Annotated in this window: 14 protein-coding genes; 9 read left to right on the top strand and 5 right to left on the bottom strand. The window is 70.0% G+C overall.

Features of this window, described 5'->3' with window-relative positions:
* Positions 1–494: 494 nt before the first annotated feature.
* The 6 genes from K9S39_RS27585 (at position 495) to K9S39_RS27560 (ending at position 10,040) form a co-directional block, all read left to right on the top strand.
* Positions 495–2,165, top strand: a complete 1,671-nt coding sequence (locus tag K9S39_RS27585; protein ID WP_248868992.1) for a glycosyltransferase — start codon at positions 495–497, stop codon at positions 2,163–2,165.
* Positions 2,166–2,209: 44 nt separating this feature from the next.
* The gene (gene galE, locus K9S39_RS27580; RefSeq protein WP_248866001.1) at positions 2,210–3,196 is read left to right on the top strand and encodes a UDP-glucose 4-epimerase GalE; all 987 of its coding nucleotides are present in this window, start codon (positions 2,210–2,212) and stop codon (positions 3,194–3,196) included.
* Between the two features lie 262 nt (positions 3,197–3,458).
* Complete coding sequence (locus K9S39_RS27575) at positions 3,459–6,086, top strand: YfhO family protein (RefSeq protein WP_248866000.1); 2,628 nt, start codon at positions 3,459–3,461, stop codon at positions 6,084–6,086.
* Positions 6,083–7,069 (top strand): glycosyltransferase family 2 protein, encoded by a 987-nt coding sequence (locus K9S39_RS27570; RefSeq protein ID WP_248865999.1) that lies wholly within the window; start codon positions 6,083–6,085, stop codon positions 7,067–7,069. Before K9S39_RS27575 ends, K9S39_RS27570 begins: the two co-directional genes overlap by 4 nt.
* Entirely contained in the window at positions 7,069–7,521 is a 453-nt protein-coding gene (locus tag K9S39_RS27565) for a GtrA family protein (RefSeq protein WP_248865997.1), read from the top strand. Before K9S39_RS27570 ends, K9S39_RS27565 begins: the two co-directional genes overlap by 1 nt.
* Before the next feature lie 164 nt (positions 7,522–7,685).
* The gene (locus K9S39_RS27560; RefSeq protein WP_248865996.1) at positions 7,686–10,040 is read left to right on the top strand and encodes a bifunctional glycosyltransferase/CDP-glycerol:glycerophosphate glycerophosphotransferase; all 2,355 of its coding nucleotides are present in this window, start codon (positions 7,686–7,688) and stop codon (positions 10,038–10,040) included.
* A gap of 200 nt (positions 10,041–10,240) precedes the next feature.
* On the opposite strand, the gene K9S39_RS27555 is transcribed toward K9S39_RS27560, so the two are convergent.
* Positions 10,241–10,864, bottom strand: coding sequence for a TetR/AcrR family transcriptional regulator (locus K9S39_RS27555; RefSeq protein ID WP_248865994.1), 624 nt, complete (start codon positions 10,862–10,864; stop codon positions 10,241–10,243).
* A 134-nt stretch (positions 10,865–10,998) separates the two neighbouring features.
* Between K9S39_RS27555 and K9S39_RS27550 the strand changes: the two genes are divergently transcribed.
* Together K9S39_RS27550 and K9S39_RS27545 are read left to right on the top strand one after the other, a co-directional pair.
* Positions 10,999–11,940 (top strand): ABC transporter permease, encoded by a 942-nt coding sequence (locus tag K9S39_RS27550; protein WP_248865993.1) that lies wholly within the window; start codon positions 10,999–11,001, stop codon positions 11,938–11,940.
* 172 nt (positions 11,941–12,112) lie between these two features.
* Positions 12,113–12,868, top strand: coding sequence for an ABC transporter ATP-binding protein (locus K9S39_RS27545; protein ID WP_248868991.1), 756 nt, complete (start codon positions 12,113–12,115; stop codon positions 12,866–12,868).
* A gap of 271 nt (positions 12,869–13,139) precedes the next feature.
* Here K9S39_RS27545 and K9S39_RS27540 read toward each other — a convergent pair whose 3' ends face one another.
* From K9S39_RS27540 to K9S39_RS27530, 3 genes are all read right to left on the bottom strand, one after another.
* Entirely contained in the window at positions 13,140–18,077 is a 4,938-nt protein-coding gene (locus K9S39_RS27540; protein ID WP_248865992.1) for an NAD-glutamate dehydrogenase, read from the bottom strand.
* Between the two features lie 413 nt (positions 18,078–18,490).
* Positions 18,491–19,192, bottom strand: coding sequence for an HAD family hydrolase (locus K9S39_RS27535; protein WP_248865990.1), 702 nt, complete (start codon positions 19,190–19,192; stop codon positions 18,491–18,493).
* Between the two features lie 94 nt (positions 19,193–19,286).
* Positions 19,287–19,793: a DUF6912 family protein gene (locus tag K9S39_RS27530; RefSeq protein ID WP_248865988.1), complete on the bottom strand. Its 507-nt coding sequence runs from the start codon at positions 19,791–19,793 to the stop codon at positions 19,287–19,289.
* A 292-nt stretch (positions 19,794–20,085) separates the two neighbouring features.
* On the opposite strand from K9S39_RS27530, the gene K9S39_RS27525 reads away from it, so the two are divergent.
* Positions 20,086–20,841, top strand: coding sequence for an Rv3235 family protein (locus K9S39_RS27525; RefSeq protein WP_248865987.1), 756 nt, complete (start codon positions 20,086–20,088; stop codon positions 20,839–20,841).
* Positions 20,842–20,951: 110 nt separating this feature from the next.
* Here the strand turns inward: K9S39_RS27525 and secA are convergent, their stop codons facing one another.
* A complete protein-coding gene (gene secA / locus K9S39_RS27520; RefSeq protein WP_248865986.1) occupies positions 20,952–23,774 on the bottom strand; it encodes a preprotein translocase subunit SecA in 2,823 nt (940 codons plus the stop codon).
* Between the last annotated feature and the right edge of the window lie 113 nt (positions 23,775–23,887).

Genomic DNA, 23,887 nt, shown 5'->3' with positions numbered 1-23,887 from the left:
GAACAGATGGATCGGGTAGACGCGGATCAGGTGGACGCGGATCGGGTAGACGCAGATCGGGTAGACGCTGAACAGTACGCGGAGATGCCGGTCACGTAGCCGGCGGCCGTGGTCGCGTGCGTACGTGACGACAGATGCCCGTGATCGCGTGCGCGCGATGGCAAGCGGCCACCGGCACATGCGCGCATAACCGGCAAGCGGCCACCGGCACATGCGTGCGCTAACGGCGAGCGGCCACGGGCGTGCGCACGCATATCGGCCGTATCGGTATCGGCATCGCGCGGCGTTCGCGTCGTTACTGCATGTACAGGAGCCCTCACGGGCCCTGCCCCGAACCCGGTATTCCGGTCTGTCACGAAACGGCAATGACGTGGAAAACCGTGGCGAAGGGCGCAACCCCTTGGCGGGAATCCCCCTCTGACCCATCGGAAACGGGGGCCACATCCCGCTCGCGCCAAGAGATGCTGTCGACACGAAATGTAGATGTAGTGACTGTGAAAGAAGCCCTTGAGCCACGGCCTGGGCCCACCATCACGCCAGCCGCGCAGATCAGCATCGTCGTCATCGCCTTCAACGATGCCGTCCACGTCTCCGATGCGGTGCGTTCCGCACTCGCCCAGGGCGCGTCGGGAAACACCGGAGGCAGCTCGTCCACCGCCGTCGAGGTGATCGCGGTGGACGACTCCTCCACCGACGGCACCGGCGCCGCCCTGGACGCCCTCGCCCGCACCGAGCCGCGGCTGCGGGTCATCCATCGCACCGAGAACAGCGGTGGCTGCGGCACCCCGCGCAATGACGGTCTGCGGGCCGCCACCGGGCGCTTCGTGATGTTCCTGGACAGTGATGACGTCCTGCCGCCGGGCGCGGCCGAGGCGCTGCTGGCCGCCGCGCTCCGGCATGACGCCCCCGTGGTGGCGGGCTCCTGTATCCGCCGCGAACTGCCCGCGCACCGCGATGTGCCGTGGCAGCCGGCCCTGTACCGCGAGGCGGCGGTGCACGGCTCGCCGGAGTCCAGCCCGCAGCTGGTCCGCGACACGCTGTGCGTCAACAAGCTCTACGAGCGGGCGTTCCTCGCCGAGCACGGGATCGTCTTCCCCGAGGGCCGCTTCACGTACGAGGATTTCGTGTTCACCGCGCGGGTGCTGGCCGCGTCCCCGCGGATCGTGACGATCCCCGAGAGCGTCTATGTCTGGCATGTGCGCCGGACGGCCGACCGGCAGTCCATCTCTCTCGACCGCAAGCACGTCACCAACTGGCAGGCGCGGATCGACGCGCACCGCACCAGCGTGCGGATCTTCCAGGACGCCGGGAGCAAGGCGCTGGCGCATGCCGCGAACACCAAGTTCCTCGACCACGATCTGCGGATGTACGTGCGCGAACTGCACACCCGGGGTGCGGACTACCGGGCGGAGTGGTGGCAGCTGACCCGTGACTATCTGGCCGGTTTCGACGAGGCGGATCTGCGGGCGGCGCGCGCCCCGGCCCGCTGGCTGGCGCGGGTGGTGCTGGCGTCGGCGGCGCCGCGGGACCTGGAGCGGCTGACGCAGCTCGCGGCGCGTCCCGGCCGGCTGCTGCCGCCGTACGCGGAGGCCGGGGGCGGCGCGGTGTGGTCCGAGGACCTGCCGGAGGTGGAGCTGGACGCGCTCGGCACGAAGCCGATAAGCCGGCTGCCGGTGACCGTCGACGCGGAGCCGGTGATCGGCTCCCGCAGTGTGCTGCGGCTGCGGGTGCACGACATGTACGGGCGGCTGGCGGCGGCCGAGCCGGTGAGCATCGACATCGAGCTGTGGCGGCGGGTGGACGACCGGCGCGGCCCGGTGCACACCGCGGCGCTCACGGCCCAGTCCGCCGCGAACGGCTCCGTCACCTCCTGGACCGCCGAGGTCGTGCTGGATCTCCCGGCCCTGCTGGAACGCGGCGGGCGGCGCCGTGCCGACCCCGAGCCCTGGGATCTGATGGCGCAGGTGAGCTGCGCGGACGGCGCCGGTTTCCGTGCCTCGCTACGTGCCACGGGGCCGGGCCTGCGCCGCCGGATGCTGCCCAGCTCCCGGTATCTCCTGCTGCTGGTGCAGCCGTATGCGACGACCGGCGGGGCGCTGTCCCTGCGGATCGCGTCCGGGCTGCGCAGTGTGTGGCGCATCGCGGTGCGTCGTCTGCGCCGCTGAACCGTTCCCACCGTCCTTGTTCTCCGAAGCCTAGGATTGGCGCTATGTCTTACTTGATCACCGGTGGTGCCGGATACATCGGCTCCCATGTCGTACGGGCCCTGCGGCAGGCGGGCGAGCGGGTCGTCGTCCTGGACGACCTGACGACGGGGGTGGCCGGCCGGGTCCCCGAGGGCGTCCCGCTGATCGTCGGCTCCACGCTCAACCGCGCGCTGCTCGATGAGACGATCGCCGGGCACGGCGTCACCGATGTGGTGCACCTGGCCGCCAAGAAGCAGGTCGGCGAGTCCGTCGACCTGCCGCTGCACTACTACCGGGAGAACGTGCACGGTCTGCAGATCCTCCTGGAGGCGATGGCCGCGGGCGGGGTGGGCCGCTTCGTCTTCTCGTCGTCCGCCGCGGTCTACGGCATGCCGGACGTCGATCTGGTCACCGAGGACACGCCCTGTGTGCCGATCAACCCGTACGGGGAGACCAAGCTCGTCGGCGAATGGATGGCGCGCGCGGCGGGCAAGGCGCACGGCATCAGCACCGCCTGTCTGCGCTACTTCAACGTGGCCGGCGCGGCCGCCCCCGAACTGGCCGACACCGGTGTCTTCAATATCGTCCCGATGGTCTTCGAGAAGCTCACCGAGGGTGCCGCCCCGCGCATCTTCGGCGATGACTACGACACGCCCGACGGCACCTGCATCCGCGACTACATTCACGTCGCCGATCTGGCCGACGCGCATGTGGCGGCCGCCCGCAGGCTCGCCGAGCGGGGTCCGGTGCGTGATCTGACGCTCAACATCGGCCGTGGCGAAGGGGTTTCGGTGCGCGAGATGATCGACCTGATCATCGAGCTCACCGGCCACCAGGGCGTCACCCCCGTGGTGACGCCGCGCCGTCCCGGCGACCCGGCCCGGGTGGTCGCCGCCGCCGACCGGATCGCCGCCGAACTGGGCTGGAAGGCCCGTCATGACGTCCGCGACATGATCACGTCGGCGTGGGCGGGCTGGCAGCACCACCACCCGGAGGCACGGCGGGGCTGAGAGAGCCGGGGCGGGCCCCAGGGAGCGTGACGACGCCCCCTGGGGCCCGCTCGTTTTCGGGGAAAATAACGTCGCCTGCCCACCCAATAAAACGGGCAATTGAGACAATTACCGTAAAGTACGGTCTCGCTGATCGTGTTGTAGCGCCGGTGGAGCCGCCACTTCCACCCCCGCGCGAGGCGGTCCGGGGCCGCCCGGTTGCCCGGTCCGCAGCGTCATCTACTCGTTCACCGTCGTGATGAGCAGGGAGAACGCGGCACCAGTGAGACCGACCACCAGACACCTGGCCGCACCGGGGTGTGCGGCGCTGCTGTCCATGGCGGCGTACTGCCTGGCGCTGGCGGTCCACGGCAGCTACCCGTTCGGCGCCCGCTCCCGCGCCGTCAACGATCTGGGAAATCAGTTCGTCCCGTTCCACGCCCGGCTGTGGGACCTGCTGCACGGCACCACCACCGGCGACCTGTTCTTCAACTGGAGCAGCGGCTACGGCGTCCCGTTCCTGGCCGACTTCTTCAGCTATCTGATGAACCCGTTCTCCTGGCTCGTCGGACTCTTCCCGCGCGCGCTGGCCGACTTCCCGGTCTTCCTGGTCACGCTGTTCAGCATCGGCCTCGCCGCCGCCCTGATGACCGTCTTCCTCGGCCGGCTGCGGCCCGGGCCGTCCTGGCTGCGCGCGCTGCTCTCGGTGGGCTACGGCCTGTGCGGCTGGGTGGTGCACGACGGTGCCGCGGACCCGATGTGGATGTGGGGCCTGGTCGCGCTGCCGCTGTGCGGTATCGCCGCCGACTGGGGTCTGCAGCGGCGGCGCTGGGTGGCGGGGACCCTGCTGATCGCCCTGTCCTGGGCGGGCAACTTCTATACGGCGGCGATGGCCACGCTCGCGATGACGCTGGTCCTGGGCCTGCGGCTGGCCCTGGCCGACGGGATGCCGGGCGGTGACCGGCTGCGGGCGCTGGCGCGGGTCGCCTCGATGACGCCGGCGGGCATCGCGCTCGCGGCGCCCGTCCTGACCGTGACGCTCCGGGCCAGCCGGGCCGCCCAGCCCGCGCCCGAGGCGTCCTATGACGGCCCGCCGTCGCCGGGCGAGCTGGTGGCGCAGCTGCTGCCGGGCGGCCATGGGGGCGTGCACGCTCCCGAGGCTCCTCATGTGTACGTCGGAATGCTGGGGCTCCTGCTGGTGGCCGCCTTCCCGTTCGTCCGCGCGGTGCCGCTCAAGGCGCGCATCGGCTGGTGCGGTCTGGCGGCGGGGATCACGGCGTCGTTCGTGTGGGAGCCGACGATCCTGCTGTGGCACGGTTTCGCGCTGCCCAACGGCAGTCCGTACCGGGCCGCTTTCGTCCTCGGCGGGCTCCTCACCATGATCGCCTGGCTGGCGCTGGCGCACCGGCCGCAGGCGGGTGAACTGGCCGCCGGGGCGGTGCTGGTCGCCGTTCTCGCCTGGTTCTGCCGGGCGCAGAGCTCGGTCGGCGACGCCACCCGGATGCTGGTGGTGGGCGGCGGTACGGCGACCCTGGCGGCACTGCTGGTGCTGTGCCGCCGCCGTCCTTCCACCGCCGTACGGACCGGGGTCACGGCCCTGCTGACCTGCACCGTCCTGTCCGGTTCGGCGTTGGCGGCGTTCTCCGTGACGGCCGGGCGGGACAGCATCGCGTGGTTCCGGCCGAAGACCACCCTCAGCGAGCCGGCGCTGGCCGTGCGCGCCGGGCTGGCCGCCCGCTCCGACTGGCCCCGCTCGCGCACCGATCCGGGCCCGCACGAGTTCGCCAACAACGATCCGCTGCTGCTGGGCGGCGAGGGCGGCTCGTACTACAGCAGCTATCTGCCCGCGGCCACCGCCCGCACCCTGCACGGTCTGGGCGCCGGCTGGTACGTGAAGGGCCGTCACACACTCAGCTTCGAGGACCCGGTGGGCCGCGCGCTCATGGGCGTCAGCAGCTCGCTGGTCCCGGTGGCGGGGCGGCCGGGCCGGTACGCCTTCCAGCGCTCGGACGCGGCCCCGCTGCTGACCGTGCGCGATGCGCTGCCACGGGACGGTGGCGGCACGGTGTTCGCCCGTCAGGAACGGGTGCTGGGCGCCCGCGTGTACGAGGTGCCGTCACTGACACCGGCCGCGGGGCCTGGGCGCCGCGGCCCGGCCGTCCTCGGGGGCCGCGCCCCGGTTCCCGACCGCGCGGGCTGGACGCTGGACGCGGCCGGGGGAACGACCTTCACGGGCCGGTGCACCCCGGGCAGTACGGTCGTCTGGTACGCGCCCTGGTTCTCCGGCCGGGTCAGCGGGGCGGGCGGCAGCAGCCGGGCCGTCGGCCGCCGCGCGATGACCGCCAACCCCGTGCGGGTGCTGGGCCAGGTGCCCGCAGACGGCACGGTGTCGGTGCGGTTCACCGGAGACGGCCGGCAACACCTCCCCCCGCACCCCGTCGGCTGCCTCGCCCCGCGCAAACTGGCCGCGGCGGTGGCCGCGCTACGCGCCAAAGGGCCGGACGAGCTCACCACGAGCGGCCACGGGCTGACGGCCACGCTGCCCGCGGGCAGTTCGGGGAGCGCGCTGCTGGCGGTCCCGGCCGTCCCGGGCTGGAGCTGTTCGGTCGACGGCGGTCCGCCCCGCGCCCCGCGCTCCTACGGCGGTCTGCTGACCGTCCCGCTGGGTACCGGCGCGTCACGGCTGGCGTGTTCGTATGTCCCGCCCGGTTTGGCGGCGGGGCTGGCGGTGAGCGGCGGGGCGGGGCTGGCGGTGGCCATGGTGGCGGTCGTCGCGGCGGTCCGCGGACGGCGGAACCGTTCCCCTCAATGCACCTCTCAAACCGTGACAAAACATTACATTTATAGAATGGCGCATCAGCGGACGGCGTCCGAACCGTCCTCTGTCCCCGGCGAAAAGGCCAGCGAATGAAGCTCTCCATCGTCGTCCCCTGCTACAACGAAGAAGCTGTCTTAGGACGTTTCGACGGAAGGATCCGCGCGGTCCTCGGTTCCCTCGCCATGGAGTACGAGCTGTGCTACGTGGACGACGGCAGCACCGACGGCACGCTGCCCCGGATGCGCGCCCTCGCCCAGCAGCACCGCGACACCACCCGCTACGTCTCCTTCAGCCGCAACTTCGGCAAGGAGCCCGCGATACTGGCCGGCCTCAAGGAGGCCACCGGGGACGCGGTGATCATCATGGATGCCGATCTCCAGCATCCGCCCGAGCTGATCGAGAAAATACTGGACCTCTATCAGCTCGGCCATGACCAGGTCATCGCGAAGCGTAGCCGGGACGGTGACCGGCGGCTGCGCACCGCCCTCACCCGGATGTACTACCGCGCCGTCAACTCCTGGGTGGACGTGGAACTCGCCGACGGAGTGGGCGACTTCCGGCTGCTGTCGCGTACCGCGGTGGACGCGCTGACCTCGCTGCCGGAGTACAACCGCTTCTCCAAGGGCCTGTTCTCCTGGATCGGCTTCGACACCATCACCTTCGACTACCGCAACGCCGCCCGGGAGGCCGGCGAGACGAAGTGGCGCTTCGGCTCACTGATCAACTACGGCATCGACGGCATGCTCTCGTTCAACTGCCGTCCGCTGCGGCTGGCGATCTACGCCGGGCTGGGCCTGGCCTCGCTCGCCACGCTCTACACCTTCTGGATCATCGGCGCCGCCCTCGCCGGGGGGATCAGCACCCCCGGCTATGTGACGCTGGTGGCCATCATCGTGGGCCTGGGCGGGCTGCAGATGGTGATGCTCGGACTGATCGGCGAATACATCGGACGGATCTACTACGAGTCCAAGCGGCGGCCGCACTTCCTGGTCAAGGAGTCCCACGGCACACCCGCGCAGCGGATCCACCCGTCCCGCACCCCGAGTCCCGCCTCCAGCTCCTCACAGGTCGCGTGATGGCCGCCCGCCCGCGAGCCGTCGCATGGGGCCAGATAGCCCGCTTCACGCTCGTCGGCGGAGTCAACACCCTGACGTTCTATCTCTGCTACCTGCCGCTGCACCGCCTGCTGCCGTACTTCGCGGCGTACACCGGCGGCTTCGTGGTGAGCCTGGTCGGCTCGTTCTTCCTGAACACCTACTTCACCTACCGCACCCGGCCGACGTGGACGAAGTTCCTGCTGTTCCCGCTGACCCAGGTCACCAACTATGTGGTACAGAGCGCGGGCCTGGTGACGCTGGTCGGGTGGTTCGGCATGAACAGCGCGGTGGCACCGCTGGTGGCGGCGCTGCTCGCCATCCCGGTGACCTTCGCGGTCTCCCGCCGGACGCTCCTGCCGGGCCGCCGGGGCATGCGCCCGCAGCCGCCGGCCCCTCCGTATGCGGCGGCACCCAAGCTTCCACACGCCTGAAAAGTCCCCACTTACAGCGATGAGTGAGGAGCATCACCCAAAATTTTAGTTAACCACTGCAACCATTTTGAGTGAACACTTGTCTGATACGCGGATAAAGAACGCACAGCCGTGGAGCCATCTCCCGCGTTCCGCTCTCGATCGTCACTAGGAGTAAGCACCGCATGTCAGAGAGAGGCCGCGACGCCGTCGCCGTACCCCGCTTCAGCATCATCGTCCCGGTGTTCAAAGTGCAGGGCTTCCTGCGCGAGTGCCTGGACTCGGTGCTGACGCAGGACCACACGGACTTCGAGGTCATCGCCGTCGACGACTGCTCGCCCGACCGCAGCGGCGCCATCCTGGACGAGTACGCAGCCCGCGACGACCGCGTCCGAGTGCTGCACCTCCCGGAGAACGTCGGTCTGGGCCGGGCCCGCAACACCGCCCTGGAGAAGGTCCGCGGCGAGTACATCCTCTTTCTCGACAGCGACGACACCCTCGTTCCCGGCGCCCTGGGCGCCCTCGCCGAGCGGTTGGCCGCCACCGCCGACCCCGAGATCCTCATCTTCGACTACGCACGCACCTACTGGGACGGGTCCGTCCGGCGCAATCGGCTCTCCGGGCTGCTCGACGAGTCCGGCGAGCCCGTCTTCCCGCTCGCCGACCGCCCGCAGCTCCTCGACCTGCTGCAGATCGTGTGCAACAAGGCCTACCGCCGCGACTTCATCGAGAAGCACGGCTTCGCCTTCCCGTCCGGCTACTACGAGGACGCCCCCTGGACGTTCTGCGCACTGATCACCGCCCAGCGGATCGCGCTCCTGGACCGGGTCTGCCTGCACTACCGCCAGCGCCGGCAGGGCGGCAACATCCTGCGCACCACCAGCCGTAAGCACTTCGACGTCTTCGGCCAGTACGCCCGGGTCTTCGACTATCTCGACGCGCACCCCGAACTCTCGCGCTGGCGCCCGCACATGTTCGGCAAGATGATCGACCACTATCTGACGATCCTGGACAAGCCCGGCCGACTGCCGCAGAACGCCAAGGCCGAGTTCTTCCACCGCGCCGCCCGCGACTACCGCGAGCGGGTGCCGGCCGGCTTCGTCCGCCCCACCGGAGTGACGGGCGGCAAGTACACGATGCTCGCCAAGGACGCCTACCCGGCGCTGGCCGGCCTCAAGATCGCCGGCAAGGTGCAGCGCAGGGTCCGCAAGCATGCCGGCAAGCGGGTCAGGCAGGCCAAGAAGAAGGCCGTGAACCTGCGCTACCAGGCCCTGCTGCGCCAGCCGCTGGACGAGAACCTCGCGGTCTACTCCGCGTACTGGGACCGGCTGCCGTCCTGCAACCCCCTCGCGATCTACGAGAAGGCCAAGGAACTGGCCCCCGGCGTGCACGGCGTATGGGTCGTCAAGCAGAGCCTGGCCGACCAGGTCCCGGCCGGTATCGATCACGTCGTGGTGAACTCGCCGCGCTACTGGGAGGTCGTGGCCCGCGCCAAGTACTTCATCAACAACGTCAACTTCGCGGACGCCGTGGTCAAGCGCGAAGGCCAGATCCACCTCCAGACCCACCACGGAACCCCGCTCAAGTCGATGGGCACCGACCAGAAGCGCTACCCGGCCGCCGCCAAGGGCATGAGCTTCGGCAAGCTGCTCACGCGCGCCGACCGCTGGGACTTCTCGCTCTCCTCCAACCAGCACGCCACCGAGCAGTGGGAGCGGGTCTACCCCTGCGACTTCGCGTCGCTGGACGCCGGTTATCCCCGTAACGACGTCTACTACCGGGCCACCGCACAGGACATCCTGGAGATCCGCGAACGCCTCGGCATCACCCCCGGCAAGACCGCGGTCCTCTACGCGCCGACCATGCGCGACTACCAGGTCGGCTATGTCCCCCGCCTCGACCTGGAGAAGATCTCCCGCGAGCTCGGCGACGACTTCGTCCTGCTGGTGCGCACCCACTACTTCTACGGCGAGAACTCCCGCCTCCAGGAGCTCCAGGAGCGCGGCACGCTGATCGACGTCTCCGGCCACCCGGTCGTCGAGGAGCTCTGCCTGGCCGCCGACGCCCTGATCACCGACTACTCCTCCATCATGTTCGACTACGCCAACCTCGACCGGCCGATCATCAACTACGCCGACGACTGGGACACCTACCGCCGCTCCCGCGGCGTCACCTTCCACCTCCTGTCCGGCAAGCCGGGCGACACTCCCGGCGTCATCGCCACCACCGAGGACGAGCTGATCGACGCGTTCCGCAGCGGCCGCTGGGACGACGAGCGCGCCACCGAGCTGCGCGCCGCCTTCCGGGACCGCTTCTGCCAGTGGGACGACGGACACGCCGCCGAACGCGTGGTCCGCCGCGTCTTCCTCGGCCAGGAGGCCACCCCCGAGGTCCTGCCCAAGAACCAGCGCACCGTGGCCCCGTCCCCCCGCACCGCGGCGGCGACGACCGGACTGACGAAACTGCCGACTCCACGCACGGCAGGGGATGACGGGGTGTCGGAAGCGGGGGTGACGGGAACGGCAGGCGTGTCGGGATAGGTGGGGTGATGGGGCGGCGTGTGCTTCGGGGTAGGCGAGGGTGACGGGATAGGCGGGGGTGACGGGGTGAGCCGCGGGAATACCGTCCGAGCCCACCACATTGTGGCCTGCAGGGGCCCGTCCACCCCCGAGGGGATCTGTTCGACCGCCCCTGGGGTTTCCGGGGCCACCCCCCTACGGGCCCCGCAACAGCCCCCGCCTCACTCCGCCCCCAGCGCCGCCACCACCGACCCCGCCAGCGCGTCGAGGTACCCCGCCGGCAGCTCGTCCCGGACGACCAGCAGCCGCCAGTACAACGGTCCGGCCATCAGGTCGAGCGCCGGCCGCGCGTCCGCGTCCTGAGGCAGCTCGCCGCGCTCCACCGCCTTCGCCACCACGGCGGCCGCGACACCCTCCTGACTGTCGTGGAGGGCCGTCTTGAGCGCCTCCGCCAGCTCAGGGCTGCGCGCCGCCTCGGCCAGGAGATCGGGGATGATCTGCGACGCCATCGGGTGGCGCAGCGCACGGGCCGCGACCTCCAGCAGCATCCGCACATCACCGCGCAGCGACCCGGTGTCCGGTGTCGGCAGGCCCGCCGTCGCCACCGCGGAGACCACGTCGAGGACGAGCTGCAGCTTGGAGCGCCACCGCCGGTAGACGGCGGTCTTGCCGACGCCCGCCCGTCGTGCGATGCCCTCGATCGACATCCGGGCGAAGCCCACCGCGGCCAGTTCCTCGAAGACCGCGGCGCGGATCGCGGTGGTCTTGTCCTCCCGTAGGACGGCGGCGCCGGCCGGGGATCGGCGCGCCGCCGTGTGGTCTGTCTCGCTGCCGTTCTTTGCCATGGCTTGAGCTTACCGTCGCGACGGTACGGTTGCGTTTCGACGTGAGGCCCTCGTACTGTCGACGTCGCGACGATACGGATGCGTTCCGTCGCACCACTACTCGCGCCCCGTTGGCTACGAACGAAAGCGGCCCCATGCCCCAGCCCCTCGCTCCCCCGGCCCCGGCCCCGGCGCCCGCCACGAGGGCCGTACCTGTACCCGTTACCGCCCCCGATCCGACGCTGCGCGCGCTCGCCGCGCGCCACGGCCTGACGGTGAGCGGCGCCCGCCCCTCGCTGCCCGCGTACACCCGGCAGCTCTGGGCCCGCCGACACTTCATCGCCTCGTTCGCCACCGCCCGGTTGACCGCGCAGTACGCCTCGGCCAAGCTCGGCCAGATCTGGCAGATCGCGACCCCGCTCCTCAACGCGGGCGTCTACTACTTGATCTTCGGCGTGCTGCTGCACACCAGCCGCGGCATCCCGGACTTCATCCCGTTCCTGTGCACCGGCATCTTCGTCTTCACGTTCACCCAGTCCGCGGTGATGGCCGGCACCCGCGCCATATCCGGCAACCTCGGCCTGGTCCGCGCCCTGCACTTCCCTCGCGCCTGCCTGCCCATCGCGTTCACGCTCATCCAGCTCCAGCAACTGCTGCTCTCGATGGGGGTGTTGGCGGCCATCGTGCTCGCCTGCGGCGTACCGCTGACCTGGCACTGGCTGCTGATGATCCCCGCGCTGCTGCTGCAGTCCGTCTTCAACACCGGACTTGCCCTGATCATGGCCCGGATCGGCGCACGGACCACCGACACCGCACAGCTGATGCCCTTCGTGCTGCGCACCTGGATGTATACCTCGGGCGTCTTCTACAACCTGTCCGCCTTCACCAAGGACGCGCCACACCTGATCGCGGTGACCCTGGACTGCAACCCCACCCTGATCTACATCGATCTGATCCGTTACGCCCTGATCGACACCGTGCGCGCCGGCTCGCTGCCGCCCCATGTCTGGCCGCTGGCCCTGACCTGGGCCGTGCTGATCGGCGTCGGCGGATATGTCTACTTCTGGAAGGCGGAGGAGGAGTACGGCCGTGGCTGACCTCGCAGAGCGGCACGACCTGACGGAGCGGCACGACCTGGCAGCGGGACGCAACCCGGGGAACGGACGTGACCAAGGCGACGGACGTGACCAGGGCAACGGACATGACCAGGATGACGGATGGGCGCAAGGCGACGGACATGACCAGGGCGACGGACGCGTCCCCACCGTCATCGCCGACAACGTGCACATCGTCTACAAGGTGCACGGCGCGGGCGGCGGCCGGGGCAGCGCCGTCTCCGCGCTGCGCCGCATTGTCCGCCGCACCACCTCCGCCGGCACCCGCGAGGTACACGCCGTCCGAGGCGTCACCTTCGTCGCCCACGAAGGCGAGGCGATCGGCCTGATCGGCTCCAACGGCTCCGGGAAATCAACCCTGTTGCGTGCCATCGCCGGTCTGCTGCCGCCCGCGAGCGGCCGCGTCTACACCCACGGCCAGCCCTCGCTGCTCGGTGTCAACGCCGCGATGATGAACGACCTGACCGGCGCGAAGAACGTCATCCTCGGCGGCCTGGCGATGGGCATGAGCCGCGAGGAGATCCATGAACGCTACGACGGCATCGTGGAATTCTCCGGCATCAACGAGCAGGGCGCCGGCGTGGAAGGCAGCAGCATCTCCCTGCCGATGCGCACCTACTCCTCCGGTATGGCCGCGCGCCTGCGCTTCTCCATCGCCGCCGCCAAGAACCATGACGTCCTGATGATCGACGAGGCGCTGGCCACGGGCGACCGCGGCTTCCAGAAACGCTCCGAAGCACGCATCCGCGAACTGCGCAAGGAGGCCGGCACGGTCTTCCTCGTCAGCCACAACAACAACTCGATCCGCGACACCTGCAACCGGGTGCTGTGGCTGGAGCGGGGCGAGCTGCTGATGGACGGCCCGACGGACGAAGTCCTGTCCGCGTACGAGAAGTTCACCCGCGCTTAGGCCACGTCGCCCGGAGCCCGGGTCCCGTCCCACCGAGCGCTGGTCCCGTCGCGCCGTGTCCAGGTCGCGTCGCGCCGAGTCGAGGTCACGTCTGGCCGATCGCTTGGTGCGCGGCGGGAATATCCGCCCCTGGCCCGTACGTTGTGGCCTGCAAGGGGCGCACGCACCCCCTAAGGGATCCGTTCGACCAACCCTTAAGGGTCCCCCGCCCCCTCCCGCAACGCCGAGGGCGCCCGGAGCCCACAAGCCCCAGGCGCCCCTCACGCACCTCTCAGCTGTGCGTCCGCAGCAGCGTCCGCATGGTCCGCATGGCCACCGACAGGTTCGCCAGGTCGAAGCTCTCCGACCCTTGGATCTCCTCCAGCGTCGCGCGGGCGCGGTTGAGGATCGCCGCGTTCGCCGCCTCCCACGCCTTGAACCGCTGCTCGGGCGTCGCCGAGCCGTTGCCGGCCGCCAGCACATCCGCGGTCAGCGCCGCATGGGCCGCGAAGAGGTCCTCACGGATCGACGCGCGGGCCATCGACTGCCAGCGGTCGGCCCGCGGCAACTCCAGGATACGGTCGAGGAGCTGGTTGATCCGCAGCCGGTCGGCCAGGTCGTAGTAGACCTCGGCGACCTCCAGCGGTTCCTTGCCGGTGCGGTCCGAGACGGCGACGATGTCCAGCGCCGGGAAGATCGACGAGAAGCCGGACACCTGGACGGCCAGCGGCTCGGGCACGCCCGCGCCGGTCAGCTCCTGCAGGATCGCCTGGTACCACTCCAGGTCACCGCCCTGCAGCAGGTTGGGCAGCCGGCCCCAGACCGTGGCGACCCGCTCCGAGAAGAAGTCGATGGTCGGGGACAGGTCCAGTGGCTGCGGGCGGTTGTTGAGCAGCCAGCGGGTGCCGCGCTCGACCAGCCGCCGGGAGTGCAGCCGGATCCGGGTCTGGACATCGGCGGCGACGACGTTGTCCAGCGCCTCGACGTCGTCCCAGACCTGGTTGAGCTTGAAGATCGCGCGGGCCGCGGTGTGCGCCCGGACGACCTCTTCGAGGGACGCGCCGGTCTCCTCGCGCATCCGGTGCAGGAAGCTCGTACCGCCGGTGTTGACAGTGTCGTTGACCATCACCGTCGTGATGATCTCGCGGCGCAGCGCGTGCCCGTCGACCTGGCCGGGGAAGCGGTCGTACAGCGCCGACGGGAAGTAGGCGTGCAGCAGCCGCTGGAGGTACGGGTCGTCCGGCAGGCCCGTCCGGATCAGCGCCTCGGAGACCGTGATCTTGGTGTAGGCGAGCAGTACCGCGGTCTCGGGCTGGGTGAGCCCGCCACCGGTGTTCAGCCGCTCGCGGATCTGCCGGTCGGTGGGCAGGAACTCCAGCGCCCGGTCGAGGTCGCCGTCCCGCACCAGACGGCGCATGAAGCGCTGCTGGGCGTGGAGCATGCTGGACGACTGGGCGAGCGCCAGCGCCAGCGCGGTGTTCTGCGCGTAGTTGTTGCGCAGCACCAGCGCGCCGACCTCGTCGGTCATCTCAGCCAGCAGCTGGTTGCGCTGCTTGGTCGTCATATCGCCTTCGGCGACCACGGCGTTGAGCAGGATCTTGATGTTCACCTCGTGGTCGGAGGTGTCCACACCGGCGCTGTTGTCGATCGCATCGGTGTTGATCTTCCCGCCGGCCATGGCGAACTCGATACGCCCCAGCTGGGTCAGGCCCAGGTTGCCGCCCTCGCCGACGACCTTGACGCGCAGATGCTCGCCGTTGACGCGGATCGGGTCGTTGGCCTTGTCCCCGACATCGGCGTTGGACTCCGCTGCGGACTTCACATAGGTCCCGATGCCGCCGTTCCACAGCAGATCGACGGGCGCCTTGAGGATGGCCCGCATCAGATCGGCCGGGGTCATCTTCTTCACGCCGGGCTCGATGCCGAGGGCGGCCCGCACCTGCGCGTTGATCGGGATGGACTTGGCCGAGCGGGGGTGGATGCCGCCGCCCGGGGAGAGCAGCTCGGTGTTGTAGTCCGCCCAGGACGAGCGGGGCAGCTCGAAGAGCCGGCGGCGCTCGGCGTACGAGGTCGCCGCGTCCGGATTCGGGTCGAGGAAGATATGCCGGTGGTCGAAGGCGGCGACCAGCCGGATGTGCTCGCTGAGCAGCATGCCGTTGCCGAAGACGTCACCGGACATGTCGCCGACGCCGACGGCGGTGAAGTCCTGGGTCTGGGTGTCGTGGCCCAGCTCGCGGAAGTGCCGCTTGACCGACTCCCAGGCACCGCGGGCGGTGATGCCCATGCCCTTGTGGTCGTAGCCGGCGCTGCCGCCGGAGGCGAAGGCGTCACCGAGCCAGAAGCCGTACGACTCGGCGACCTCGTTGGCGATGTCGGAGAACGTCGCGGTGCCCTTGTCGGCGGCGACGACCAGGTAGGTGTCGTCCTCGTCGTGGCGGACGACGTCCTTCGGGGGGACGGCCTCGCCGCCGACGAGGTTGTCGGTGATGTCGAGCAGACCGGAGATGAAGGTCTTGTAGCAGGCGATGCCCTCGGCCAGCCAGGCGTCCCGGTCCTGCGACGGATCGGGCAGCTGCTTGCCGACGAAGCCGCCCTTGGCGCCGACCGGCACGATGACGGTGTTCTTGACCATCTGCGCCTTGACCAGGCCGAGGATCTCCGTACGGAAGTCCTCCCGGCGGTCCGACCAGCGCAGACCACCGCGGGCGACCTTGCCGAACCGCAGATGGACGCCCTCGACCCTCGGGGAGTACACCCAGATCTCGTACGCCGGGCGGGGCGCCGGCAGATCGGGGATGGCCTGCGGGTCCAGCTTCATGGACAGGTAGGCGTGCGGGCGGCCCTGGCTGTCCCTCTGGTAGTGGTTGGTGCGCAGCGTCGCCTTGATGACGGTGAGGAAGGAGCGCAGGATGCGGTCCTCGTCCAGGGAGGCGACCTGGTCGAGCGCGCCGTCCAGCTCCTCCAGCAGACCGTCGGTCAGCTCGGTGCCGGCCCGCTGCCGCTCCGGGGACATCCGCGCCTCGAAGAGCGAGACCAGCAGCCGGGTGGTGTGGACGTTGTTGGCGAGGGTGTCCTCCATGTACGTCTGGCTGAAGGTCGACCCGGCCTGCCGCAGGTACTTGGCGTACGCGCGGAGGACCATCACCTGGCGCCAGTTGAGGCCCGCCTGCAGCACCAGCGTGTTGAAGTCGTCGCTCTCCGCGGCGCCGGTCCACACCGCCGCGAACGCTTCCTGGAAACGCTCGCGGGCGTCGTCGCCCTTGACGTGCTCGGGCACCCGCAGCCCGAAGTCGTAGACCCAGGCGACGGTGGCGTCGGCGCGGCGCAGCTCGTGCGGGCGCTCGTCGACGACCTCGACGCCCAGGCGGTTCAGGCCCGGCAGCACCTTGGACAGCGAGACCGGTTCGCCCGTGCGGTAGATCTTGAAGCGGCGCTCACCGGGGCCCGCGCCGACCGGCTCGTAGAGGCTGACCGAGAAGTCACGGCCCGGCTCGGGGGTGAGCTGCTCCAGGTGCTGGACGTCGGCGACGGCGCTGCGCGGGTTGTTGTCGGCCTTGTAGCCCTCGGGGAAGGCGCGGTGGTAACGGCGCAGCAGCTCGGCGGCGCGCTCCTCACCGACCTCGGCGGTCAGCGCCTCGGCGAAGCCGTCGGCCCAGGAGCGGGCGGCCTCCACCAAACGGCCTTCGATACGGTCCACGTCCCGGTCGGTGAGGTCCGGGAGGGATGTCCCGGGGGCGACGCGGACGACGAAGTGCAGCCGGGAGAGGACCGATTCGGTGTTCCAGGCGGTGAAGTCGACGCTGGTGCCGTTCAGTTCCTCCTTGAGGATGTCGATCAGCCGCAGCCGGACGCCGGTGGTGTAGCGGTCGCGCGGGAGGTAGACCAGCGCGGAGTAGTAGCGGCCGTATTCGTCCTGGCGGAGGTAGAGCCGCAGGCGGCGGCGTTCCTGGAGGTAGAGGACGCTGGTGGCGATGGCACGGAGCTGGTCGACCGGGGTCTGGAACAGCTCGTCGCGCGGGTAGGTCTCCAGGATCTGCAGGAGGTCGCGGCCGTCGTGGCTGTTCGGGCTGAAGCCCGCCGCGTCGAGGACCTCGGCGACCTTGCGGCGGATGACCGGGACCCGGCGCACCGACTCGGTGTACGCGGCCGAGGAGAACAGCCCCAGAAAGCGGCGCTCGCCGATGACGTTGCCCTGGGCGTCGAACTTCTTGACGCCGACGTAGTCCAGGTAGGACGGGCGGTGGACGGTGGCCCGGCTGTTGGCCTTGGTGAGGATGAGCAGCCTGTGCTCGCGGGCCTTCTTGCGGGCGTCCTTGGGGAGCCGGTTGAAGGACGGGGAGACGGGGTGGCCGTCCTCGGCGTGGTGCGACGGGTCGGCACGCAGGATGCCGAGGCCGGTGCCGGGGACCGCGGCCAGCACGTCCTCCTCGCTGCCGTCCTCGGCGGGCGCGGAGACCAGCTGGTACTCGCGGTAGCCGAGGAAGGTGAAGTGGTCGTCGGCCAGCCAGCGCAGCAGCTCCCGGGCCTCCTCGATCTCCTGATCGCGCAGGTCGTCGGCGGTCGGCTCGGTGGGCAGGTCGTCGGCGATGTGCAGCGCGGCGCCGCGCATCTTCTCCCAGTCCTCGACGGCCTCGCGGACGTCGGAGAGCACCCGCAGCAGATCGGCGGTGATCTGCTTGAGGTCCTCGCGGTCGGTCTCGCGGTCCATCTCGACGTGGATCCAGGACTCGGTGACCGCGTCGTGCGGTCGCTCCGCGGCGGTGCCGTGTGCGTCGCCGGCGTCGAAGATCTCGATCAGCTTGCCGGTGACGTCGCGGCGGACGACGACCTGCGGGTGGATCACGAGATGGATGCCGCGGCCCTGGCGGGAGAGCTCGTTGGTGACCGAGTCGACCAGGAAGGGCATGTCGTCGGTGACGACTTCCACGACGGAGTGGCTGCAGGTCCAGCCGTTCTCCTCGACGGTCGGGGTGTGCACCCGGACATTCGCGGTGCCCTGGGGGCGCGTCTCCGCGAGGCGGTAGTGCGAGAGCGCGGCGCCGAAAATGTCGACCGGGTCGCGGTCGGTGAGGTCCTCGGGGGCGGTGTGCAGGTAGTAGCGCTGGAGGTATCCCGTGAGGGTCTCCGAGTCGAGCCCAGGGAGCGGGGTCCCCCCTGCCGGGCTGCTTTCAACGACCCGGGCGGCCCTGGCGAGCAGCTCGTTCTTGGCTTCGTCCAGCTTGGTCTGCATGTCCTCTGGCTCCTGTCGCGCGCCGTTGCGTGACGTTGTGGAAGAACTCGGTGGAAGCTGCACAACGCCGCCGCGGCGCGGGGTGTCCCGTCGCTTTCGACGCTATGCCGTGATGGGAGAGGGCCGAGTCGGATTCGACTCCTTTTGACAAAACCGACATCGAGTCCCGGCCGCGAAGACCAGCGACCGCCCGGTCACGGTGGTGTCCCGGGCGCACGGCGGAGGCTTCGGCGCCCCCGCGGGTTATCGCGCTGATCACGCTGCAAGGCTATCGCTCTCGGCAGGGGTGGCGTCATCGGCCTTCTACGTACAAAAGGATCCATGGAACTTAGCCCATCCGGACAACGCTTCTTCCGATCAGATGTGCGATGACACAACGCGACGTCGGTCCGCGACGGTGTCCGGGACGGCGGCTACTCGGCGGCGATCCCGCCCGCCGCCTCGACGGCCTCGACGAGGCTGTCGACCACCGGCACCCCGGCACCTTCCAAGCTGCCACGGCTGTGCGATCCGCCGGTATAGAGCACCGCGTACGCACCCGCGTCCCGCGCGGCGATCGCGTCGTCCACCGCGTCGCCGATCACGACCGTACGCCCCGGATCCACCCACTGCAGCGCCTCAAGATGCCGCACCAGGTGCGCGCTCTTGCTGCCCCCGGAGGGCCCCGTCCTGCCGTCCACCCGCACGAACCGCGACTCGATGCCGAATCCGCGCACGAGCGGTATCAGGTCGTCGTGCCCGTACATGCTCAGGAGCGACTGGCTGCGCCCTGCCGCCTGCCACCCCTCAAGCAGGACGTCCGCCCCTTCGGCCAGGCCGCAGCTCACCCGGTGTTCGATGTAGTGCCGGTGGAACGTCTCGTCCATCACCAGCCACTCGGACTCCGTCGGCAGCCGCCCCATCAGCCGTTCGTAGAACCGCGGGATGGGCACGCAGTACAGCTCCCGATACTGCTCCAGCGTGATCGGTTCCAGGCCGATCTCGGCGAAGGCGGAATTGGTCGCCGCGATGACGGCATCGATGTCGTGGAACAGCGTGCCGTTCCAGTCCCACACGATGTGTGCCGCGTGCTTCTCCATGCGCTCCCCCATGCGGTTCCCCGTACGAATCCCCATGAAGAAAAAATACCCGCAGCCACTGACAACGCACCGCGCCCGCATCCGCACATCCCGCTTCCGGCCCCTTCTGCGGCGGCCGGCGCGCCGCGTCTCAGCCGAGCAGGAGGGGGATCTCCTGCACGCCGAACCACATCAGATCGTGGTCCTCGGCACCGTCCACCGTGAACCGCGCGTCCTCGTCGCCCTGGTCCGCGGCACCCAGCGCCGCCGCGGCCGCCGCGACATCCGCCTCCGCGTCGGCGGCGTCCACATGCACCGCCGCGGCCTTCGTCAGCGGCACCGGCCCGGCGAGCCGCACCTCACCCAGCGCCGACTGGTAGAGCCCCCGGTCCGGATCCGCGACCGCCGCCCCCTCCGGCACGTCCACCGCGACCACGACCCGCCGCCGCGGGGCCTGCGGGTCCCCGGCGAGCCGGCGCAGCGACGCCTGGGCCGCGCGGTTCAGCGCCGCGTACTCCAGCTCCTCGATGTCGTCCGAGACGTACCACTCGCGCAGCGCGGGCGTGACGGCATACGCGTCCAGGGGTCCGGGGCCCAGCTCGCCGCTCTTGTGTGCCTCCGCGAGAGCGGGAAGGGTCAGGGGGACATAGACGCGCATGGCAGTCGCTTTCGCTCAATTCACTCGACTCAGAAGAATGCCCAGCCAGCATACGGGCGTGAGTCCCCCATCGTGGCGCCTCCACGACCCCCGCGCCGCCCGCGTCGGAGCCTTCTCCGGACCCCGTTTCGCGGCCTGATTCCGGGCCGGTGACACGGACGGGTGAACTCTGCCGGGGCCGCGCGTCCCCCTCTTCCCGCCTTGCCGCCGCGTCCGCGCCGCCGATAGAAGATCTCCACCGAAGCTACCGCCGGGTAATCAAACCGGGCCCGGCACGACGGGGACGATCACCATGACCGGCACGACCACATCGCTCAGCACGCCCGACCCGGGAGACGGTTCCCGCGCGACGGCAGGCCCTCGCGGCCAGGAGGAGACGACTCTGGAGCCCACGCCCACCGTCCCCCGCCCGCGCCGGGCACCCGGCGCACGCCGGACGGACACTCCCGCCGCATCCGACACGAGCCGCCGGCCCGGGCGCGGCACCGGCCCTGGACGCGGGCCGGGACTCGGTCCGGGACGCACCCGCCCCGCCACACCGTCGATCACCGCCCGCACCACCCCAGGGCGGCCCCTCCCCAGCAGCCCGCCTCCGGGACGGCAGACGCCGGCCCGGCCCGCCCCGCGCACCCCCGTCAACGCGGCCGGCGCCCCGCTGCCGACCGTGGGCGCCCGGCGCCGGGCCCATGAGCAGCGGCCACACCACTGGTTCGCCCATCAGCTGCTGCTCACCCTCAGCGGACAGCGGCCGGTGCACGCCCTCCTGGGGCACGCGCTGGGCCCGGCGTACGACCGGCTGGTGGAGCTCGCCCCGCAGGCCCCGCTGCGGCCGGTGCTCGGTCCGGACCGCCGGCAGGCCGTCCCGACCGTGCGCGACTGCGGGCTGTGCCGCCCGCGCAGCGGCGTCATCGAGGCGTTCGCCCGGATCGCGGCCGGTGAACGCCTCCGGGCCCTCGCGTTCCGGCTGGAGCTCGGCGCCGACTCCCGCTGGCGCTGCACCGCCCTGGACATCGGCCCGACACGGACGGTGTGGGGGCCGACCCCTTGAACCGGCACGCCCCCGGGGCGGCCCACCGCAACGCCGCAGGGCGCCCCGGCCGATCTCCGGCCGGGACGCCCTGCCACCACTCGGCGCTCACCGCTCCCTGGCGGCGACGCTCACTTCTTGCGGCGGCGGCCGCCGCCCTTCTGGGCCTTGCGGCGCTCCGCGCGTGTCAGGCCGTCCGCCGCGGAGCGGGCCGGGACCCCGTCCTCCTCGCTCACGAAGTCGCCCTCGATGACGCTGCCCTCACCGTCCACCTTGGGCGCGGTGAAGTGCAGCCGGTCGGGGCGCTGCGGCGCCTCCAGCCCCTTGGCACGGATCTCCGGGCGGCCGGCGGCCGCGGGCACCGCTTCCTGCAGGTCCTTCTCCAGCGTGGTCTTCTCCGCCACCGGGACCTCCTCGACGTGCTGCTCCACCTGGACCTCCAGGTTGAACAGATAGCCGACGGACTCCTCCTTGATGCCCTCCATCATCGCGGTGAACATGTCGAAGCCCTCGCGCTGGTACTCGACCAGCGGGTCCTTCTGGGCCATCGCCCGCAGGCCGATGCCCTCCTGGAGGTAGTCCATCTCGTAGAGGTGCTCACGCCACTTGCGGTCCAGGACGGACAGCACGACCCGGCGCTCCAGCTCACGCATGATCTCCGAGCCGAGCTGCTCCTCACGGGCGGCGTACTGCTCGTGGATGTCGTCCTTGATGGCGTCCGCGATGAACTCGGCGGTGATACCGGCCCGGTCGCCGACCTCCTCCTCCAGCTCCTCGACGGTCACACTCACCGGGTAGAGCTGCTTGAACGCGCCCCACAGGCGGTCCAGGTCCCACTCCTCGGCGAAGCCCTCGACCGTCTCCGCCTGGATGTAGGCGTCGATGGTGTCGTCCATGAAGTGCTTGACCTGGTCGTGCAGGTCCTCGCCTTCGAGGACGCGACGCCGCTCGCCGTAGATGACCTCGCGCTGGCGATTGAGGACCTCGTCGTACTTGAGGACGTTCTTCCGCGTCTCGAAGTTCTGCTGCTCGACCTGCGACTGGGCGGACGCGATCGCCCGCGTCACCATCTTGTTCTCGATCGGGACATCGTCGGGAACGTTGGCCATCGCCATGACGCGCTCGACCATCTGGGCCTTGAACAGCCGCATCAGATCGTCACCCAGGGAGAGGTAGAACCGCGACTCGCCCGGGTCGCCCTGACGGCCGGAACGACCGCGCAGCTGGTTGTCGATACGGCGCGACTCATGCCGCTCGGTCCCCAGGACGTAGAGTCCGCCGAACGACTTGACCTCCTCGAACTCCGCCTTGACCGCGGCCTCGGCGCGCTCCAGGGCGGCGGGCAGCGCGGCCGCCCACTCCTCGGCGTGCTCGACCGGGTCCAGGCCGCGCTGACGCAGCTCAGCCTCGGCGAGGTCGTCGGGGTTGCCGCCGAGCTTGATGTCCGTACCCCGGCCGGCCATGTTCGTGGCGACGGTGACGGCGCCCTTGCGGCCGGCCTGGGCGACGATCGACGCCTCCCGGTCGTGCTGCTTGGCGTTGAGAACCTCGTGCGGCACACCGCGCTTGTTGAGCTGCTGGGAGAGGTACTCGGACTTCTCGACCGAGGTGGTGCCGACCAGGATCGGCTGGCCCTTCCCGTGCTTCTCGACGATGTCCTCGACGACCGCGTCGAACTTCGCGGGCTCGGTGCGGTAGATCAGGTCGGCCTGGTCCATGCGGACCATGGGGCGGTTCGTCGGGATCGGGACCACGCCGAGCTTGTAGATCTGGTGGAACTCGGCGGCCTCGGTCATGGCCGTACCGGTCATGCCGGAGAGCTTGTCGTAGAGGCGGAAGAAGTTCTGCAGGGTGATCGTGGCGAGCGTCTGGTTCTCGTCCTTGATCTCCACGCCTTCCTTCGCCTCGATGGCCTGGTGCATGCCCTCGTTGTAGCGGCGGCCGGCGAGGATACGGCCGGTGTGCTCGTCGACGATCATGACTTCGCCGTCGATGACGACATAGTCCTTGTCGTTCTTGAACAGCTCCTTGGCCTTGATCGCGTTGTTGAGGTACCCGACGAGCGGGGTGTTCACCGACTCATAGAGGTTCTCGATGCCCAGCCAGTCCTCGACCTTGCTGACCCCGGACTCATGGATGCCGACGGTGCGCTTCTTCTCGTCGACGTCGTAGTCGCCGGTCTCCTCGATGCCGCGCTGCGGATTGGCGGCCTCGCCCCTCTTCAGGCGGCGCACCAACTTGGCGAAATCGCCGTACCACTTGGTGGCGGAATCCGCCGGGCCGGAGATGATCAGCGGCGTACGGGCCTCGTCGACGAGAATCGAGTCGACCTCGTCGACGATCGCGTAATTGTGGCCGCGCTGGACGAGTTCGTCCTTCGACCAGGCCATGTTGTCACGCAGGTAGTCGAAGCCGAACTCGTTGTTCGTACCGTACGTGATGTCGCGGTTGTACTGCTCACGGCGCTGGGCCGGCGTCATGTCGGCCAGAATGCAACCGACCGTGAGGCCCAGGAACTTGTGGACCCGGCCCATCATCTCGGAGTCGCGCTCGGCCAGGTAGTCGTTGACCGTGATCAGATGGACGCCCTTGCCGGAGAGCGCGTTGAGATACGCCGGCAGGGTGCCGACGAGGGTCTTGCCCTCACCGGTCTTCATCTCGGCGACGTACCCCAGGTGCAGGGCCGCGCCGCCCATCAGCTGGACGTCGTAGTGACGCTGACCGAGCACCCGCTTCGCCGCCTCGCGGACCGTGGCGAACGCCTCGGGCAGCAGGTCGTCGAGGCTTTCGCCGTCGGCGTACCGCTCTTTGTACTCATCGGTCAGCGCCCGCAGCTCGGCGTCGGAGAGGGCCGCGAAGTCCTCCTCAATGGAGTTGACCTGGCCCGCGATGCGGTGCAGTTTGCGCAGGATCTTTCCTTCGCCTGCACGCATGATCTTCGTCAAGACGGACACTTGGGCTGGTCTCCTTGCCGGTTGGGCCTGGCACGGTCGGGTGCGCGGGCGCGGCATCTTTCCAAGGGGGCAGGCCCCGCCGCAACGGCCATCGTAAGGGAGGACGCTCCCGA

This window comes from Streptomyces halobius, assembly GCF_023277745.1.
Lineage (GTDB): Bacteria > Actinomycetota > Actinomycetes > Streptomycetales > Streptomycetaceae > Streptomyces > Streptomyces halobius.
Note: the sequence above shows the minus strand (reverse complement) of the source record. Positions and strands in the feature narration are given on the sequence as shown.

Bases quoted from the DNA above. Each gene is read 5' to 3' on its own strand.
- galE (WP_248866001.1), top strand. From the start codon at position 2,210: ATGTCTTACTTGATCACCGGTGGTGCCGGATACATCGGCTCCCATGTC.
- K9S39_RS27570 (WP_248865999.1), top strand. From the start codon at position 6,083: ATGAAGCTCTCCATCGTCGTCCCCTGCTACAACGAAGAAGCTGTCTTA.
- K9S39_RS27565 (WP_248865997.1), top strand. From the start codon at position 7,069: ATGGCCGCCCGCCCGCGAGCCGTCGCATGGGGCCAGATAGCCCGCTTC.
- K9S39_RS27560 (WP_248865996.1), top strand. From the start codon at position 7,686: ATGTCAGAGAGAGGCCGCGACGCCGTCGCCGTACCCCGCTTCAGCATC.
- K9S39_RS27555 (WP_248865994.1), bottom strand. From the start codon at position 10,864: ATGGCAAAGAACGGCAGCGAGACAGACCACACGGCGGCGCGCCGATCC.
- K9S39_RS27550 (WP_248865993.1), top strand. From the start codon at position 10,999: ATGCCCCAGCCCCTCGCTCCCCCGGCCCCGGCCCCGGCGCCCGCCACG.
- K9S39_RS27540 (WP_248865992.1), bottom strand. From the start codon at position 18,077: ATGCAGACCAAGCTGGACGAAGCCAAGAACGAGCTGCTCGCCAGGGCC.
- K9S39_RS27535 (WP_248865990.1), bottom strand. From the start codon at position 19,192: ATGGGGATTCGTACGGGGAACCGCATGGGGGAGCGCATGGAGAAGCAC.
- K9S39_RS27530 (WP_248865988.1), bottom strand. From the start codon at position 19,793: ATGCGCGTCTATGTCCCCCTGACCCTTCCCGCTCTCGCGGAGGCACAC.
- K9S39_RS27525 (WP_248865987.1), top strand. From the start codon at position 20,086: ATGACCGGCACGACCACATCGCTCAGCACGCCCGACCCGGGAGACGGT.